Raw genomic sequence first — 17,935 nt, forward strand, 5'->3', positions numbered from 1 at the left:
AAAAATGTCCTCTCTTATCTATCAAACGATAATCGTTTGCAGGATTTAGCACCTTCCTTCTAAAAGGAGGTTGCCGAGCTTCATAGGGCCAGTCCCTCAGCTACTCTTGATAAGAGATTTATCATATTTTTTTGTAATTCCGATAGAACTAATATAATTTATAGGTTATAGTAAGTCAATAAATATTTTTTAAATTTTTTATATTATTATAATATTTCGTCATGAAAGAGGGATAGCAATGTCTGTAAGAGTTAATTATGGTATAGGTTCATTTGGCAAGGTTGTAAGTGCTCGATTGCTAATGGGTACAGACATTATTGAAGGAATGGAGGCACTTTGTGAGGAGAACCATATTGAGTCAGCAACAATTGTTAGCTGTATAGGTAGCCTTCAAAAGAGTAGCTTTGTTTATTTAGTACCTGATGAAACATCTCAGATTAACGTAAGTTTTAGCGATGTCATAAAAAAAGAGGGGCCACTTGAATTGATCCAAGGCTCTGGCGTAGTATGTAAGCGCGATGGGGGATATGAAACACATTTCCATGGTTCTATGAGTGATCAATGGGGCATCGTGTCAGGGGGGCATTTAATGAAGAGGGGGAACCCTGTCATTACGGCTGACATAGTGCTAGCTGAGGTTCAAGGCATCCAGCACTTTCGAAAATTTGATGAAGAAACAGGCCATGTTCAATTTTATCCATTAGAACACGGTTTACAGCAGCCAAGGAAAATTGAAAAATAGCGAAAATGTACTAACTTTTTCTTTTCACTGAGTTGCATGTTCCTTCCTGAATTAAAAAATGTTAGACCGAGCTTATAATCGGTCTAACATTTTTACTTTTGTCCCAGCCTCATGTCATGGTTAAGGGTTGAATAATTGTAATTGTTCGATTCTATGGATTGCTTCACGTAAGCGTTCCTCGCTAACAAGTAAACCAACACGGATATAGCCTTCGCCATATCGGCCGAAGCCATTGCCTGCTGCTACAGCGATATCAGCCTTTTCCAATAATAAATCGGCAAACTGCTCGCTAGTATAGCCGAATGGTACAGGGAGCCATGCGAAGAAGGAGCCTTTTGGAGCCGTTACATGCCAACCAATTCTTTGAGCTTCTTCAATGAATACATTGCGGCGACCTTCATAGGTAGCTCGCAGTTCATCCACACATTCTTGGGAAGCTGTAAGTGCCGTTGCTGCTGCTTGTTGAATAGCAGGGAATTGACTACAAAACAGATGATCCTGAATCAGATTAATGGCAGCAATAATGTCGGCATTACCGACAGCGAAGCCTATACGCCAGCCTGCCATATTATAAGTTTTGGAGAGTGTGTACATTTCAATTCCTACTTCTTTTGCCCCCTCAGCTTGTAGGAAGCTAATAGGTTTATTACCGTCAAATCCTATTGCCCCATAAGCAAAATCATGTGATACGATAATATTGTGTTCCTTCGCAAAGCGAACGGTCTCTTCAAAAAACGCAAGTGTTGCTGTACCACCTGTAGGGTTGTTCGGGTAATTTAGGTAAAGTAGCTTCGCCTTCTCTTTCACTTCATCAGGTAATGTATGATAATTAGGTAAGAAATCATTTGCAGCTAAAAGTGGCATCACTTCAAAATGGACATCACCTAATACGACACCTGATAAGTAATCTGGATAGCCAGGGTCTGGTAAGAGCATTGTATCACCTGGATTTAATACGGCTAAAGGTAGCTCAACGAGTCCAATTTTTGTCCCGCCAAGAATCGCTACCTCTGTGTCAGGATTTAGATTCACATTATATTCACGTTTATAATAGTCGGCAGCTGCTTGGCGTAATTCAGCGATACCGCGAAATGGTGAATATTTGTGATTTTGTGGATTTTCAGCCGCCTCCTGTAATGCTTGAATGATATGAGGGGGCGTTGGTTGATCGGGATTTCCTTGACCAAGATTAATGACATCGCGACCTTCTTCTAAGGCATTATTTACTTTTTGAACTAACGCTGCAAAAAATTGAGTGGGTAGTTGCTGTAGTTTTTTAGAGAATTCCATGCATGATCACCCTTTTCAGAATATAATAATTATTATTGAAGAATATGAAGCAAATAGTATTACTTTTTTTGTTAATTGTCTAGAGGAGGAATGGCTATGAAAATCGGTTGTATTCAATTAAATGTTGGCTTTGGCAAAGTAGAAGAAAATTTTGCACGAGCTGAGGACAAGATTCGAGAAGTGGCAAAAAAAGGAGCAGAAATCATTGTGCTGCCTGAAATGTGGAATACAGGCTATGCGTTAGAGAAGCTGCCTGAACTAGCGGATGTCGATGGTGAACGTACGAAATCCTTCTTGGCTGAATTAGCACAGGAACTTGGTGTACATATTGTAGGTGGTTCTGTTTCAACGAAGAAAGGCGACAAATTTTATAATACGATGTATACATTTGATCGCAATGGAGAACTTGTAGGGGAATATAGCAAAGCACATCTTTTCCGTTTAATGGATGAGCATCTCTACTTAGAAGCAGGGGATGAAATGAATCGATTTGCTCTAGGAGATATTGAAGCTGCTGGGGTCATTTGCTATGATATTCGTTTCCCAGAATGGTTACGTGCACACGCATTACAAGGAGCAAAGGTATTATTTGTACCAGCCCAGTGGCCAACACCAAGGATTGATCATTGGAAAACATTGCTGCAAGCTCGTGCGATTGAGAACCAATGTTTTGTAATAGCAGTTAATCGCATTTCAAAAAAGGTAGAAAACTTTAATGGCCAATCGATGATCATACAGCCTTGGGGAGAAGTACTTTGGATCGGTGCAGAGGATGAAGAAGTAGCGGTGATTGATGTAGATTTTTCTATTGTCGATGAAGTACGTGGAAGAATTCCAGTTTATGACGACCGTAGACCAGGACTATATCATGATGTTGTCGTGAAAGGCTAATAGAGGGGCACGCTCAAGAGGGAGTAATCTTTTGAGCGTGCCATCTTTTTTCTAGCCCTTATCCTCAATCAATGAATTTGCCAATAGCATAAATTCTAATGTAATGCGGTTATGTCCTTTCATGAAATTTTCACCTAGTAAACCTTCAAGCTTTCTTAAGCGATGATATAGTGTTTGACGAACAATAAATAATTGGTTGGCTGTTTGCTGCTTGGAGCCATTTGTTTGTAAATAAACCTGTAATGTTTCAAGAAGCTTGCTATTGTATTTTTTGTCGTACTCAATAACGGGCTGTAAATAATCGTAAATCACTTCCTGTAAATTCACTTGCATTTGTAATTTATAGATTAAATGATATAAATGCAAATCATCATAAAAGAAAGAGGACGTTTGCACTTTGCGGCAAATATATAAAGTTTCTAAAGCAGTTTGATAGCTTTTAGGAATTTCTTCTACATCGCAAACAACCTTTCCAACGGCTATTTGAAAACCTTGTGCTTGCTGCTTTTTATAAAAGTCGGTATTGGGCAGTGTGGAAAAAATGCTATTCAATATGTCACGAATAGCTTTACTGTCTTTCGTATGAAGTAAAATAAAAATAATATAGCTTTTTCTTTCGAATAAAAATGGCATAAATCCATGTTGCTCAAAGAGATTTCGATAATAAAGCTTACTATAGACCATATCCTCCTGTGTCTTTGTCATTGTAGTAGGAGAGGATAAAATAAAGACAGCTCCACTAGATTGTGTATAGCCCGCGTAATGTGTAACGATAAATTTATAGATTTCTTCCTTAGATAATTTTTGATCAATCCAATCGACTAAAATTGTAGCATCCTCAATATTCTTTTTTTCCTCAATATAAAACTCTCGCATTAATAGCTGTGCCAGCGCCGTTGCTGTACGATCTAATATTAATAATTCAAACTCTGAAAATAGTCCATCCTCTCGATAGAGTGTTAAATTTGCATAATGCTGATCAAAGATAAAAATAGGCCCATGTTTAAATTGCTGAGCAGACTTGTTCAATGTTAATAGCTGCTGACGTTTTTGGTGTGTCGTATTGGGGAAAAAGATAGGATTGCGTCCCTTAATGGAAAACATGATTTGTGTTTTTAATTCATTATACATATTTTGTAAAATATCTTCTGTGTTTTGTCCTAAGACAGCATTTTTGTTCAAAGCTTGTGCATAAGATTCTAGCGAAGAAATCATTAAATATTGCTGATTGATAATTTGGCTATGTAAATCCTGCGTAATACGAACAAAAGGAACTGCCTCATGAAAAACAATAATGGGAAACTGATGCCGGTTTGCCAGTGCTAGTATTGCTTTTGGAACGGTCTGAATATAAGAGCCATACTCAATACAAAGAGCAGCACAATTTTTTTGAATGATGGCTTCTACAAATGCGGTAAAATTAGCGATACTATGCTGGAGACTAATTCCTGTTGTTAATACTAACTCCTCACCAACTAAAAAATGATCAACTTGTACGATTTCAAGAACATGTACCCATTTGATAATCCTTGATAATCCTTCATGACCTGCCACAACCTCTGCCTTACGAAAATACTTATTTTCCAAAACATCTAGTACTTTAAGTTGAAACGGACTCAATTTAGCCCCTCCCTTAGTTATACGCATTGTATATTTTTTCTGTTTGATGATTTATATTTTCTTATAAATTCGTGGATATAGTATTTTGAGAATATTTAGTCTATTTTACATTATGTTTAAAACAAAAGTATATAATTTTACAGTTTGTCTATTACTTCAACGTTATGAAACATGTAAAATTTTTGTAAGCGATCAAGCAATCTACTAAAAGGGGTGACAGATATGGAGCAACAAACGCATTTACAAAGAGGGTTAAAGAAGCGGCATATGACGATGATTGCTATTGCAGGAGTAATCGGTGCTGGCCTATTTATGGGGAGTGGTTCAGTTATTAATTTAGCTGGTCCAGGGGCCATTTTATCGTATATATTTGCAGGAATTATCGTTATTTTAGTTATGCGTATGCTAGGCGAAATGGCAGCTGTTAATCCAACGAGTGGCTCATTTGCACATTATGCGCATGAAGCCATTGGCCCGTGGGCAGGTTTTATGATTGGATGGCTGTACTGGTTTTTCTGGGTCATTGCGATTGCACTAGAAGCAACAGCAGCGGCAGCCATTATTCAATATTGGTATGACGGGATGCCTTTATGGCTATTAAGTTTGTTACTAACCGTAGCACTTACTTTAACGAATGTTCTTTCTGTCAAAGCATTTGGTGAGTTTGAGTATTGGTTCTCTCTTATTAAGGTTGCAAGTATAGTGGTTTTCCTTGGTCTTGGTGCCTTCATTATTTTTGGCATCGCCCCAAACTTTAATGCTGTAGGTATGACCAATCTAGTCGGGCAAGGTGGTTTTTTACCTAATGGTTTTGGTGCTGTTCTAATGGGTGTCGTCATTGTTATTTTCTCCTTCATGGGAACAGAAATTGTGGCCATTGCTGCTGGTGAATCAGATGAACCATTAGCTGCTGTAACGAAAGCTACCAATTCCATTACTTGGCGGATTTTAATTTTCTATGTGGGCTCTATAGCGGTTGTAGTAACGCTATTGCCTTGGCATTCCTCCGATATTTTAACAAGTCCTTATGTAGCGGTACTCGATTATATTGGAATTCCTGCTGCCGCACAAATTATGAATTTTGTTGTGTTAACAGCGGTGCTATCGTGTTTAAATTCAGCACTTTATGCAACATCACGCATGGTATTTTCTTTAGCAGAAAAGGGAGAAGCGCCAAAAGCATTTTTAAAATTAAACAAAAAGGGTGCACCTGTCAATGCCATTTTAGCAGCAACATTTTTCTCGTATATTGCAGTTATTATGAATTATGTTTCACCAGATAAAGTTTTTATGTTTTTACTGAGCTCTTGTAGTGCGATTACTTTAATACTTTATTTAATCATTGCCTTTTCACAATTAAGAATGCGACGCAAGATTGAACAAGAAAATTTAGAGCTATTAAAGGTGAAGATGTGGTTTTTCCCTTATTTAACGTATTTCACAATACTCGCTACAACAGCTTTATTAATGGCGATGTTCTTTATAGAGTCTATGCGCTCACAAATTTTATTTACATGCGTTGTCGTCGCTATTATGATGATTTTCTATGTGCTTACTCAAAAGAAAAAGACGATTAAACAACCCGATGAATCAAGTTCTATTTTTAGCAAAGAAGAATTCGATTTTGAACAATAATACGATAAAGGAGTGGTCTAATTATGACAGTTCAGCAAGAAATGAAAACGCTCACACATTTTATCCAAGGGGAAGAGGTAGCTGGTACAAGTGGCCGATTTTCAGAGGTTTATAATCCATCAACAGGAGAGGTTATTGCAAGAGTACCACTTGCTTCAAGAGATGAGGTAAAGCATGCTATTCAGCTTGCAAAAGAAGCCTTTCCAGCATGGAAAAAACGATCAATTGGTAAACGGGTAGAAGTGTTACATCGATTCCGTCAGTTGTTAGTAGAAAAACAGGAAGAGCTTATCGATGTGATTTGTCAGGAAAGTGGTAAAACAAAGGACGATGCAAAAGGTGAAATCGTTCGTGGTATTGAATCCGTTGATATGGCGATCAGTGCACCGCAAATGCTAAAAGGAGAGTACTCAGTCAATGTAGGTGGTAATATAAATGCCTTTTCTGCCAAATCACCACTCGGCGTAGTGGCAACTATCGCACCATTTAATTTCCCTGTTATGGTACCGCTTGCGATTACAAGCATGGCTGTGGCAGTAGGAAATGCCGTTATATTAAAGCCATCAGAGCGCGTACCGATGTCCGCTCTCTATATAAGTCAATTATGGAAAGAGGCAGGTTTACCAGATGGCATTTGGACTGTTGTCAATGGAGATAAAGAGGCTGTCAATGAACTATTAGAAAATAAAGAGATTCAAGCTATCTCATTTGTTGGCTCAACACCTGTTGCTGAATATATTTATCAAACAGGAACAAAGCACAATAAACGTGTTGCGGCATTTGGTGGTGGGAAAAACTTTATGATTGTGATGCCAGATGCCAACCTAGAACAAACGGCGAATGCCTTTTTAGGAGCAGCATATGGTGCAGCATCACAGCGCTGTATGGCGATTTCAGGTGCACTTGTTGTAGGCAAAGATACCGAACAACGGTTTACGGAACTATTAAAAAATAAAATCTCTCAACTAAAGGTTGGACCCTATACAGAAAAAGACGTCGATTTCGGACCAGTCATCACTAAAGAGTCGAAAGGAACGATTATTCGTTCTATCGATGAGGCAGTCACTGAAGGGGCAAATCTTGTGATTGACGGAAGAAATCCGAAAGTATGTGAAACGTCAAATGGCTTTTATCTTGGCCCAACCCTCCTTAATAATGTCACATCGGAAATGAAGATCTTTAAAGAAGAGGTCTTTGGTCCAGCACGTATTGTTGTAGGGGTGGACTCATTACAAGAGGCAATAGATTTAATCAATAACCATGAACTTGGCAATGGGGTAACCATGTTTACAAGCAGTGGAGCAGCAGCACGGAAATTCCAAGAGGAAATAGAAGTCGGCATGGTAGGTGTGAACGTACCTATACCAATCCCTGTTGGCTATCATAACTTTGGTGGATGGAAACGCTCTAAGTTCGGTGAAGGGCATATGTTTGGCCCAGATCAGGCAAGATTCTTTACAAAGGCCAAAACGATTTCTGAGCGCTGGCCAGATGAAACGGAGGATACAACAAGTTCCTTTGCGTTCCCAAGTAATAATGATGCGAAAAACTAATATAGTGAGGGGTGTTTGATGATGACACAGACAAATCTTAAAAGTGATGTATTATCCAAGGATGAGCAATATGTTTGGCATTCTATGAAACCATATAATCCGCAAGCCACATATGTAGTAGAAAGGTCTGATGGTGCAAGAATTATGGATACAGATGGTGTGGAATATATTGATGCAATGGCAGGGCTTTGGTGTGTCAATGTTGGCTATGGACGGAAAGAGTTAGCAGATGCGGCACATGAGCAAATGATGAAAAATGCTTATGCACCATTATCTCAGGGTCATTTGCCTGCAGTGGAATTAGCTGAGAAGCTAAATGAACTACTTGGTGGAGATTACGTTATTTTCTTCTCCAATAGTGGATCAGAGGCGAATGAAACAGCCTTTAAAATTGCTCGGCAATACCATCAGCAAAAAGGACAAAGCTCACGCTATAAAATTGTCTCACGCTACCGTGCTTATCATGGTAACTCCTTTGGGGCTTTAGCGGCAACGGGGCAGGCGGAGCGCAAATATAAATACGAGCCACTATCTCCAGGTTTTATCCATGTCGCACCACCTGATCAATATCGTGAGCATGAAAGCGATGCTATTGCGCCATTGGATTTAGCGAGTGTAAAGGCTGTAGATAAAACGATGACATGGGAACTGAGTGACACAATTGCAGCTATGATCTTAGAGCCTATTATTACAGGTGGCGGTGTCATTATGCCTCCAGAGAATTATTTAAAAGGCATTGAGGAAGTGTGTAAAAGGCATGGTGCTTTACTGATTGTGGATGAGGTTATTTGTGGCTTTGGTCGAACAGGTAAGCCTTTTGGATTTATGAACTACGGTGTTAAGCCAGATATAATTACGATGGCTAAAGGAATTACAAGTGCCTATTTACCATTATCAGCAACAGCCGTGAAGCGTGAAATTTATGAGGCGTTTAAGGGCTCAGATGCATACAGCTATTTCCGCCATGTGAATACATTTGGAGGCTCTCCTGTGGCATGTGCAGTTGCATTAAAAAATATTGAAATTCTTGAGCAAGAAGCGTTGTTTGAGCGTTCCAAGGAAATTGGCGCTGCAACACTACAAACATTGCAGCAACAATTGCAGCATCATCCAAATGTAGGAGATGTGCGTGGCAAAGGTTTATTAATTGGGATTGAATTAGTTGCAGATAAAGTCTCGAAAGAACCTTTACCAGTGGAGAAGGTGAATGCTGTCATTGCCAAATGTAAAGAACAAGGGGTTATCATTGGAAAAAATGGAGCAACTGTTGCAGGGTTTAATAATGTCTTAACGCTATCACCACCACTTAATATTGTACAAGAAGATCTTGATCGTATACTCGATGTGGTTGTGGATAGTGTAAATAAGCTGTAAAGAATATTGATATGGTTCTAAAAGCCTTGGAGTAATTAGCGGTGGGTGGTAGATGTCAACTAGATGGAACAAATTCAGTATACAAATCAAGAAACGATTGAGCGTATTAAAGCCTTGTCTCCTGCATTTGTGCGTAATGACGCAGGGCAGGAAGTAGGAGAAATTGTTTCTACAATTAAAATCGTATAGAGGTGAAGGTACTTGTATGTTTTGGCAATTGACGGTGGTGGAACAAAAACAATTGCGACAATCTCAACATTTCGTGGGCAAGTTATAGCACTAGCAGAAACAGGTAAAAGTAATCCCACATCTATGAGCTTAGAGCAATTTACGCAGACGATAACAGAACTAATAAATGATTTAAAAAGACAACAACCTTATGATTTTCATCAAATTACGAAGTGCCATGCGGGACTATCTGGCGTAACGGAAAATAATAATGAGGAAATTACCCACACATTATTAACCTCGCTATTACCTGAAGGCTGTCAATTATCACTGTCGAATGATGGGTTGAACGCGCTGTATGCTGGTACACTAGGTCAGTCTGGCATTGTACAGATTTCTGGTACAGGTGCAATTACATTAAGTATAGATTCGTCTGGCAGAGTTGAGCGTACGGCAGGATGGGGCTATATTTTTGATGATGAAGGCAGTGGCTATGATATTGGTATTCGCACATTAAAAGCGGTGTTTAAAGCATTTGATAAAAGAGGACCAGAAACAAGCCTCACATCCGCAGTATTAAATTATTTTCAATTACAATCCATTCCACAAATAATTGAAATTGTTTATGGAAAAGGACATCCGAGAGATACAATCTCTCCTTTAAGTAAGATTGCCATTGATTGCGCTAAAAGAGGTGATGCTGTAGCGAACACGATTCTGGATCAAGTGTGCCATGTTTTTTATCAAAGTATAGATGCTTGTTACAAAAAAAATCCGTTTTCAGATACGCGTGTCAAAGTCGTGCTAGCTGGTGGAGTTTTTAATGAGTTGACGTTATTTATTGAAAAATTAGCCTCCATTGATAAAAATAATAGCAATCAGTATGACTTTATGGGTGCTTATAGCCTACCAGTTGGCGGTGCCGCATTAGCTGCATTAAAACTACCTAATAATGAAGCGAAAATATTTATCGATCAATATAATGCTAGTATTAAGGAGTTTTTAACTAATTAATCCCCCCTTTTAATTTAGCAAGTAGAGAATAGGAAGGTCTTTTCTCTACTTGCATTTTGTTAGTCCTCTACTTTAAACATATTACCTTTATAAGACTTATGAATAGTCATAACAATTCCCATAAGCATGATGTTCGATAATATTGAAGGAGCTTAATTTACACTACTGGAGTGGACAAAAAGACAGCTAATCCCACCTAGTAGAAGAAAATGAACTACTAAACTTACATCCAACCTCTTGAGTTGAGAGAAATATAATACCTCCATTCTTTATTAATACGATAAACGTTTGGAATGCATGGAAGGTTACGGTGGCAGAAATAGTATAATTAAGGATCAATGGTAGGGAGTTATTTGTGTGGTAAATTACCTATATAAAACTAGATAATGGGCATAAATTCTTAATTCTTCTTGCAATCTTTACAAAAACATAACACTGGCTTTATATCTTCATACTATCATTATTGGTAAGAGTTGGAGGAGGAGCCAAGGATCATGCATTTTTTCCGTTTCATAAAGGTGAAGGACAAGTTACTTGTACTCATGATTGTTTGTGTATTATCGAATGTATTGCTGGGTGTATTTAGTGTGGATTATTTAAGGAAGATGTCGTGGCATGCAAGTGAGAGTTACACACAGGGACTTGTCCCAATCGGTTGGCTGAATGAGCTAGAAGAATCACAGCGTCAATTAGATTTTATCGTAGATGCTCAGGGTGACTATCAAGAAATGACGGTTATTTTAAAAGAGATGGCACAGCCTTTAAAGCAATTGGATAGCCAAGAAATTGATAAAAAAATGAGTCATCAAATTAAAAAATTTAAATCCTTGCTGAAGAAACAAGGAGAATTGATTGAGAGTTATAAGCAATTGAACCAAGGTGAGCTAGAGCAGTTCTATACGCTGACATTTCTACCAATAAGTCAGGAAAGCCATACATTATTAGAAGAAACACAAAATTATTTGGTTGAAAAAGCGAAGGATCAACAGAAGTATTATCAACAAGATGTGCAATTTGGTTATTGGTTACTAGGTGGCGTATGCTTAGCAGTGGTGTTGCTTGTCATTCTGATAGGATTTATCGCAACTAAGGCAGTCAATGTACCAACACGTCAATTGAAATCATTATTAAAACGAGCAGAACAAGGCGATTTCACTGCGAATGCAAGTTATGTTGCCCATGATGAGCTTGGTGAGGTAGTACTGTCTTACAATCAAATGGTCACAGAGGTAAAACACCTACTCCATACTGTAACGGACAGCGCCTATGAAGTAGAAGAAATGACAGGTAAATTGCAAGGATCCTCAGAGCAATCATCAACAACAACGTTAAAAATAGCAAAAGATGTACAATCTATTTCAGATTCAACGGCTGCTTCTACTAGTAAATTGGCTTCCAATACTGCTTCTTTAGAGGAAGTTTTAAATGATGTACAAGTCATTTTAGAAAAAGTGCAGGTCGTGGAAAGCTTTGCGCATCAAACAGCAAGAGATGCTGAGAGTGGAACTGAAATTGTACAGGCTAATTTAATGCAAATGCAAGTGATTAAGCAGGCCGTAGAAAAATCGAATACAGCTATCTTTAACTTGGTTGAGCGTGCCTCATCAATCGATCAAATGATTGAGGTCATAGAAAAAATAACAGCACAAACCAACTTACTAGCGTTAAACGCATCCATTGAAGCAGCAAGAGCAGGAGAACATGGAAAGGGGTTTGCAGTTGTAGCCAATGAGGTGCGGAAGCTTGCGGAACAAACAGTCCAATCAACACAAACGATTACATCCATTGTACAAAACATCCATTTAGATTCGAGCTATGCAGTACAAATGATGGAGGGCGTGTTGTTGGCTACTGAAAAAGGTGTTGCCGTAACAGGACAAACAGCGACAAGTTTTGATCAAATTTTAGAAAAAGTACATACAATCAAGCCTTATATGATGGAAGTATCTGCTACAGTTCAAGAGATAGCCACTCACACCCAAAAGGTGAGTGAGGATGCGGTTATGTTAACAGCTATATCGGATACGAATGCTGTATCCACTAAGCATGTTGCTACATTAACAGCAGATCAATTAACAGCTCAACAACAATTCCATAATTACATTAAAGAATTGCGCAAAGTATCAAAAGTTTTGCAAATTGCTGTTAAACGTTTTTCAATCTAATTTAATATTAAAGAATAATGTTGAAAAGGAGTCTTTTTTGCGGAAATTAGCAAAGAAGGTTCTTTTTTTGCGTGGTTACAAAACTAGTTTATGAAAGATTTAATTTTTTGTATTTTTGAGGTGTACAATTGTATTTTGTATATTTTTGTAGCACAATATTTTTTGAGTGCTCATATACTGGAAGTAAGGGATTATATGTTCCTTTTAATGAATATTATTAATATAATTGTTGTATTTTCAAAACGAACACATTATAATGAGTTTCATTGAAAGTGTTATTAAATCAATGTTTATCAATATATATTTGTACTTTCAGCAAGTACAATTGTTCATATGTGGAGGTTTTGAGAAATGAAAAAGATTATTGTTACTGGGGCACTTGGTCAAATTGGTTCTGAGCTTGTAGAAAAACTTCGTGGTATTTATGGAGAGGACAATATACTTGCTACAGACATTAGAAAGCTTGAACATACTAAGGGCCCATTTGAAATATTGGACGTGACAGATGGACAAAGAATGCACGATTTAGCAAAGGACTTTGGTGCAGATACGATGATGCATTTAGCAGCATTACTATCAGCCACAGCTGAAAGAAATCCATTGTTAGCTTGGAATTTAAATATGGGCGGTTTAATGAATGCATTGGAAGTTTCTCGTGAGTTAAATATGCAATTTTTCACGCCAAGTTCAATAGGAGCATTTGGTCCATCTACACCGAAGGAAGATACAGCGCAGGATACTTTGCAACGTCCAACAACTATGTATGGTGTAAATAAGGTAGCGGGTGAATTATTATGCGATTATTACTTCAATCGTTTTGGTGTTGATACACGTGGTGTACGTTTCCCTGGATTAATTTCTTATGTAACACCTCCAGGTGGTGGTACAACTGATTATGCAGTAGAAATTTTCTATGAAGCAATTGAGCAAGGTAAGTACACATCTTATATTCAGGAAGGTACGTTTATGGATATGATGTACATGCCAGATGCCTTACAAGCTATTGTAGATTTAATGGAGGCAGATGGTAGTAAGCTCGTTCATCGCAATGCCTTTAATATTACAGCGATGAGCTTTGAACCATCACAAATCGCAGCTGAAATCAAGAAGCATTTGCCAAATTTCACAATGGATTATCAGGTTGATCCAGTGCGTCAAGCGATTGCAGACAGTTGGCCAAACTCTTTAAATATTGACGCAGCTCAAAAAGAGTGGGGCTTCAAAGCAGAGTATGATTTAGCCAAAATGACGATAGATATGTTAGAAAAACTAAAAATGAAACTGCATAAAAAGGCAATTTCCTAATCATTAAAGGACGGATGTAGAATTAGTCTACATCCGTTTTTTTATGTGTCTATAAAAGAGAATTGTTGGCATATATAGATTAAATTACGTAACTGAAATATATTTGTGTTCTGAATATTGACAGTTCCTAAAAGCTAAGCTTTGTGATAGTATTGCCGAAATATACCTAGATCATTGATATAGTTAAAAGAGCGATTTCCTTTTATAGAAGTCACTCTTTTATTGAATTATTTAGTTAACATGTGGAAAACCTGTTCCACGTCTTTATCACCACGACCTGAGATATTAATAATAATGCTTTCTTCAGATGATAAAGTTGGTGCTAATTTTAGAGCATGTGCGACCGCATGTGAGCTCTCAAGGGCAGGAATAATCCCTTCAACCTTCGAAAGTACTTGAAATGCCTCAAGGACTTCTTTGTTTGTCACAGTCACATACTCAGCACGGCCAATTGTTTTTAAATGACTATGTTCTGGACCTGCTCCAGGGTAATCTAAACCAGCAGCTATTGAATAGGTTGGTAGTGGATTGCCGTCTGCATCCTGTAATACTAAGCATTTGAAGCCATGTAGCTCTCCGGGCGAACCTTCGTTTAATGTAGCAGCTTGATCTGGCTCTATTCCAATAAGACGAACCTGTTCATCTGCAATGTAGTCTGCAAATGCTCCAATGGCATTACTGCCACCGCCAACACAGGCAAGGATCGCTGCTGGTAGCTTTCCTTCTTTTTCTAAAATCTGTTCACGACTTTCGCGACTAATCACAGATTGGAAGTGTTTAACCATTGATGGGAAGGGATGTGGCCCAACTGCTGAACCTAATAAGTAAAACGTTGTTTCATAGTTTTCGACTAAGTCAGCGAATGCTTCATCAACTGCATCCTTTAAACGTCCTTGCCCTTTATCAACAGCTACTACGTTCGCGCCAAGAAGCTCCATGCGAAACACGTTCAATGCTTGACGTTTTGTATCCTCTAAGCCCATATAAATAGTGCAATCCATTCCGAACATGGCACAAGCAGTCGCAGTTGCTACACCATGTTGACCTGCACCTGTTTCGGCAATAACGCGATTTGCCCCCATACGTTTGGCTAGTAAAATCTGTCCCAAGACATTATTAATTTTATGTGAGCCTGTATGATTAAGATCTTCACGTTTTAAATAAATTTTTGCGCCACCCAATTGCTTTGTTAAATTTTCTGCAAAATAAAGTGGGGATTTACGACCAACATACTCACGGAAATAGTAATCCAATTCTTTTTTAAATTCTTCATCATCTTTAAAATTTTGGAAATGCTCATCTAGAATAGTTAAGACATTTTGAAGCTCCTTTGGAACAAAGCTTCCGCCAAATTCTCCAAAATAACCTTTTTTCTCTACTACTTTACTCATCTTTACTCGACTCCTCTATGCTAATTTTTCCATAAAAAAAGCCACTCTAATCCTCTTAAAAAGGACGAGTAACCGTGGTGCCACCTTCATTCGCAATTTTTGCGCGCTTTCTTACTCCGATAACGGGGAGTGAATCGGCCTTACATTTAATAAGGCTGCTCTGAAGTCCATTCACAAGTACCTACTACTGGTTTGCACCATCCACCAGCTCTCTGAAAGTAACCATGCTTGCTACTACTCTTCTTCCTTGCATTTATTTAGAAAGAATTGTAGTTTATTTTCAGAATAGTGTCAAGAAAAAAAGACGAATCTAAAAAGACTCGTCTGTTAAATCAAATGATCAAAGTGAAGGCGTTTATTGAGTGCATACATAATCGGTGCACCAACAGCTAACACAATAAATTCACCTGCCGCCACTGTTAGCCAAGTCCAGAAGAATGGTAGTTCTAAGGCCAAATTCAACTCGAAGGCAATAATAAACATTGTGCAAGTAAATAATAATGTATTAATAATTAAACGTGCCCAAATATTTTTGACATATTTACAGATTAAAATGAACAGTCCAAGTGTAATCATCGAATGACCAACACCAAACACTAAATCGTAAATGCCAAGTGGTGAAAATAGATTAGAGATCAATACGCCAATAATGATCCCTACGGCAAAGCGTGGGTTAAAGGCAACTAAATGGTTAAACATTTCAGATACACGGAATTGTACCTCTGTAAAACCAAACGGTGCAACAAGCATTGTCACCGCAATATATAGCGCTGCAATAATACCACTTGCTGCTAAAAATTTTATCTTCATATTCATTTCTCCTTAGTTTTTTTGCGTGGGATGGTTACGAACCACGTAGAGCAAGTGCAATCATATCAGTATTCATGCGGGTTTGTAAATAACATTGTGTAAAATATGTGTAAAATTATAAAGCAACTAGAATATTGACTGTATTATTTTCATCTTCTTCACGAAGCTCTTTGATGAGGTGAGTGTAAATTCGAATTGTTGTATCAACATCTGCATGTCCAAGTCGTTCGGAAATATACTGAACTGAAATTCCTGTGTAAAATAAAATACTAGCGTGAGAATGGGGTAAACCATGAATTGAAATTTCTTCTATCAGTAAATCAAGAAGTATTTTTTTAAATCCTTTATTAACACCTGTATTGCTGAAAACATTTTATAGAAGCGGGTTTATAAAACACCAATTTATGAATATTCTCAGGTGTCACTTCGAAAAAAATGATTGAACAGACTCATCGTTACCTTGTCTATTTTAATTATGCGGTTTGAACTTTCCGTTTTGGTCTTTTTCTTACCTTCATCATAGGAACATGTATATCCCCATGTCTTGTTAATGTTGATGGTGTTGTCTTTGAAATTAAAATCTTTTTAGTAAGTGCGATTATTTCAGCAAAGCGCATCCCTGATTTCAAAGCTAATAAAATAATGTAGTATACAGGTCTATTATCTTCTTTTAGTGATTTCATTAGATAACTGGACAACAGCTTGCTTTCTGTATAGTTAATATGCTTTTCATCACTCTTTTTGGAGTCTTGGCCAGAAATTGTTGCATTGCGAGTAAAGTTTGAAGGAATTATAGCCTCATCAAAAGCTTCGCGTACACAGGCTCTAATGTGGGCATTTATCTTTTTTACCGTTTCCTTAGATTTGGTCTTTAGCAAAAATTTATTTTTTAGAAATGAGTAATTATTGAAAAATTATGTAAAAACAGCATTGTAAAAAAACCACAATAATTGTAATATTGTAATATATTGAGAAAGGAAGTGTTTTGGTAAAAATGAGAAATTATGTTAATAAAACTTTTGCTATTGTGTTAATTGCGGTATTCGCATTCACAACCATTTTTTCGACTAGTATTGAAGTAAGTGCAAATTCAGAAGTCGATATGAATAAGTATATTATTAGCAATTTACCTAATGATGCTGTAATAACACAAAATGATGATAGAATTACAGCAATTACATATTTAGAAAACGGTAAAACTTATACTACTTCAATCGATAAAGAACATAGAAAGATGTATTTAGAACATAATGGAACTAAGTACGAAATGATTGTAGATGCTTTGGAAAGCAATGAATATACTCAGGAATCTGAATTTCTCGGTCACTTAGTAAATATAGAGACTGGAGAAATTATTGATTTTGATGATTTAGATAAGTCAAACAATGAAACTGAAATTACTCCATTTGCTGTATTCGTCGCCCCTTTAGCAATTCCTGTCTTAACGAAAGCCTTAGAACTGTTACTATTAGGAGCAACAATGATATATGTTGCAAATTCGGATTTTGTAGTTGCTTCAGAAGCAATGCAAATGACTAATAAATATAAAAAGAATAACTATTTTGCAGCTTGGATATATTACCCAGAACATTATAAAAAAGGGGAAGAATATGTAGTAATTGGTCAAGGAATCTCGGATGGCGAGGCCCAAGCTCGTCTAATGATTAACAAGAGTATTTTTGCAAGAAGTCAGGCATTAGCTAAATCTATCTTTAAAGATATAGACAGAGGACCAGAACAACATGGACCTTTCCCAAATTATTTACCTCACTATCATGGAACAGTTCCAAATGAAAACAAACCAGGAAAATGGATTTCAAGTGGTGGTCATTCATGGTATTTCGGTAATATTTGGAGATAATATCAAAATTATTTCATTACAAAAAGAAAGTGGACAATATGCTTTAAAAAGCTCAATAGTGTTCACTTTTTTTATTTCAAATTTTTATAAAATAGAGTTATTTGATATATTGAAAG

16 protein-coding genes, 2 riboswitches and 1 other annotated feature are annotated in these 17,935 nt (G+C 37.4%); of the genes, 10 read left to right on the top strand and 6 right to left on the bottom strand.

Annotated elements, in window-relative coordinates; translation table 11 throughout:
• Positions 1-11: 11 nt before the first annotated feature.
• A riboswitch (SAM riboswitch) is annotated at positions 12-116 on the bottom strand.
• Positions 117-238: 122 nt separating this feature from the next.
• Positions 239-742 (top strand): PPC domain-containing DNA-binding protein, encoded by a 504-nt coding sequence (locus MKY46_RS02325; RefSeq protein WP_058843619.1) that lies wholly within the window; start codon positions 239-241, stop codon positions 740-742.
• A 120-nt stretch (positions 743-862) separates the two neighbouring features.
• Here MKY46_RS02325 and MKY46_RS02330 read toward each other — a convergent pair whose 3' ends face one another.
• Positions 863-2,032 (bottom strand): pyridoxal phosphate-dependent aminotransferase, encoded by a 1,170-nt coding sequence (locus tag MKY46_RS02330; protein WP_340833687.1) that lies wholly within the window; start codon positions 2,030-2,032, stop codon positions 863-865.
• Between the two features lie 96 nt (positions 2,033-2,128).
• On the opposite strand from MKY46_RS02330, the gene MKY46_RS02335 reads away from it, so the two are divergent.
• A complete protein-coding gene (locus MKY46_RS02335; RefSeq protein WP_036117447.1) occupies positions 2,129-2,923 on the top strand; it encodes a carbon-nitrogen family hydrolase in 795 nt (264 codons plus the stop codon).
• A 51-nt stretch (positions 2,924-2,974) separates the two neighbouring features.
• Here the strand turns inward: MKY46_RS02335 and MKY46_RS02340 are convergent, their stop codons facing one another.
• A complete protein-coding gene (locus MKY46_RS02340; protein ID WP_340833688.1) occupies positions 2,975-4,543 on the bottom strand; it encodes a PucR family transcriptional regulator in 1,569 nt (522 codons plus the stop codon).
• Between the two features lie 222 nt (positions 4,544-4,765).
• On the opposite strand from MKY46_RS02340, the gene MKY46_RS02345 reads away from it, so the two are divergent.
• The 7 genes from MKY46_RS02345 (at position 4,766) to MKY46_RS02375 (ending at position 13,757) form a co-directional block, all read left to right on the top strand.
• Positions 4,766-6,178: an amino acid permease gene (locus tag MKY46_RS02345; RefSeq protein ID WP_340833689.1), complete on the top strand. Its 1,413-nt coding sequence runs from the start codon at positions 4,766-4,768 to the stop codon at positions 6,176-6,178.
• Positions 6,179-6,201: 23 nt separating this feature from the next.
• On the top strand, positions 6,202-7,731 hold the full coding sequence (locus tag MKY46_RS02350) for a CoA-acylating methylmalonate-semialdehyde dehydrogenase (protein WP_340833690.1): 1,530 nt from the start codon (positions 6,202-6,204) through the stop codon (positions 7,729-7,731).
• 21 nt (positions 7,732-7,752) lie between these two features.
• Positions 7,753-9,105 carry an aspartate aminotransferase family protein gene (locus tag MKY46_RS02355; RefSeq protein ID WP_340810194.1) on the top strand — a complete coding sequence of 451 codons (1,353 nt, stop codon included), beginning with the start codon at positions 7,753-7,755 and terminating at the stop codon, positions 9,103-9,105.
• 63 nt (positions 9,106-9,168) lie between these two features.
• Positions 9,169-9,294 (top strand): hypothetical protein, encoded by a 126-nt coding sequence (locus MKY46_RS02360; RefSeq protein WP_268987977.1) that lies wholly within the window; start codon positions 9,169-9,171, stop codon positions 9,292-9,294.
• Between the two features lie 12 nt (positions 9,295-9,306).
• Positions 9,307-10,287 carry an N-acetylglucosamine kinase gene (locus tag MKY46_RS02365; protein ID WP_036117436.1) on the top strand — a complete coding sequence of 327 codons (981 nt, stop codon included), beginning with the start codon at positions 9,307-9,309 and terminating at the stop codon, positions 10,285-10,287.
• Between the two features lie 494 nt (positions 10,288-10,781).
• Positions 10,782-12,452 carry a methyl-accepting chemotaxis protein gene (locus MKY46_RS02370; RefSeq protein ID WP_340833691.1) on the top strand — a complete coding sequence of 557 codons (1,671 nt, stop codon included), beginning with the start codon at positions 10,782-10,784 and terminating at the stop codon, positions 12,450-12,452.
• 351 nt (positions 12,453-12,803) lie between these two features.
• Positions 12,804-13,757, top strand: coding sequence for an L-threonine 3-dehydrogenase (locus tag MKY46_RS02375; protein ID WP_036117431.1), 954 nt, complete (start codon positions 12,804-12,806; stop codon positions 13,755-13,757).
• Between the two features lie 227 nt (positions 13,758-13,984).
• Here the strand turns inward: MKY46_RS02375 and trpB are convergent, their stop codons facing one another.
• The 4 genes from trpB to MKY46_RS02395 form a co-directional block, all read right to left on the bottom strand.
• Positions 13,985-15,148: a tryptophan synthase subunit beta gene (gene trpB, locus MKY46_RS02380; protein ID WP_271912323.1), complete on the bottom strand. Its 1,164-nt coding sequence runs from the start codon at positions 15,146-15,148 to the stop codon at positions 13,985-13,987.
• A 57-nt stretch (positions 15,149-15,205) separates the two neighbouring features.
• Positions 15,206-15,405: a binding site (T-box leader), on the bottom strand.
• A 70-nt stretch (positions 15,406-15,475) separates the two neighbouring features.
• Positions 15,476-15,958: a QueT transporter family protein gene (locus MKY46_RS02385; protein ID WP_340833693.1), complete on the bottom strand. Its 483-nt coding sequence runs from the start codon at positions 15,956-15,958 to the stop codon at positions 15,476-15,478.
• A 6-nt stretch (positions 15,959-15,964) separates the two neighbouring features.
• Positions 15,965-16,009, bottom strand: a riboswitch (PreQ1 riboswitch).
• Positions 16,010-16,073: 64 nt separating this feature from the next.
• The gene (locus tag MKY46_RS02390; protein WP_340835622.1) at positions 16,074-16,289 is read right to left on the bottom strand and encodes a tyrosine-type recombinase/integrase; all 216 of its coding nucleotides are present in this window, start codon (positions 16,287-16,289) and stop codon (positions 16,074-16,076) included.
• A gap of 142 nt (positions 16,290-16,431) precedes the next feature.
• On the bottom strand, positions 16,432-16,836 hold the full coding sequence (locus tag MKY46_RS02395; RefSeq protein ID WP_340833694.1) for a hypothetical protein: 405 nt from the start codon (positions 16,834-16,836) through the stop codon (positions 16,432-16,434).
• 116 nt (positions 16,837-16,952) lie between these two features.
• Here MKY46_RS02395 and MKY46_RS02400 point away from each other — a divergent pair, with 116 nt between their 5' ends.
• Positions 16,953-17,819, top strand: coding sequence for a hypothetical protein (locus MKY46_RS02400; RefSeq protein ID WP_340833695.1), 867 nt, complete (start codon positions 16,953-16,955; stop codon positions 17,817-17,819).
• Positions 17,820-17,935 lie beyond the last annotated feature (116 nt).

The organism is Lysinibacillus sp. FSL M8-0355, assembly GCF_038008985.1.
Lineage (GTDB): Bacteria > Bacillota > Bacilli > Bacillales_A > Planococcaceae > Lysinibacillus > Lysinibacillus fusiformis_D.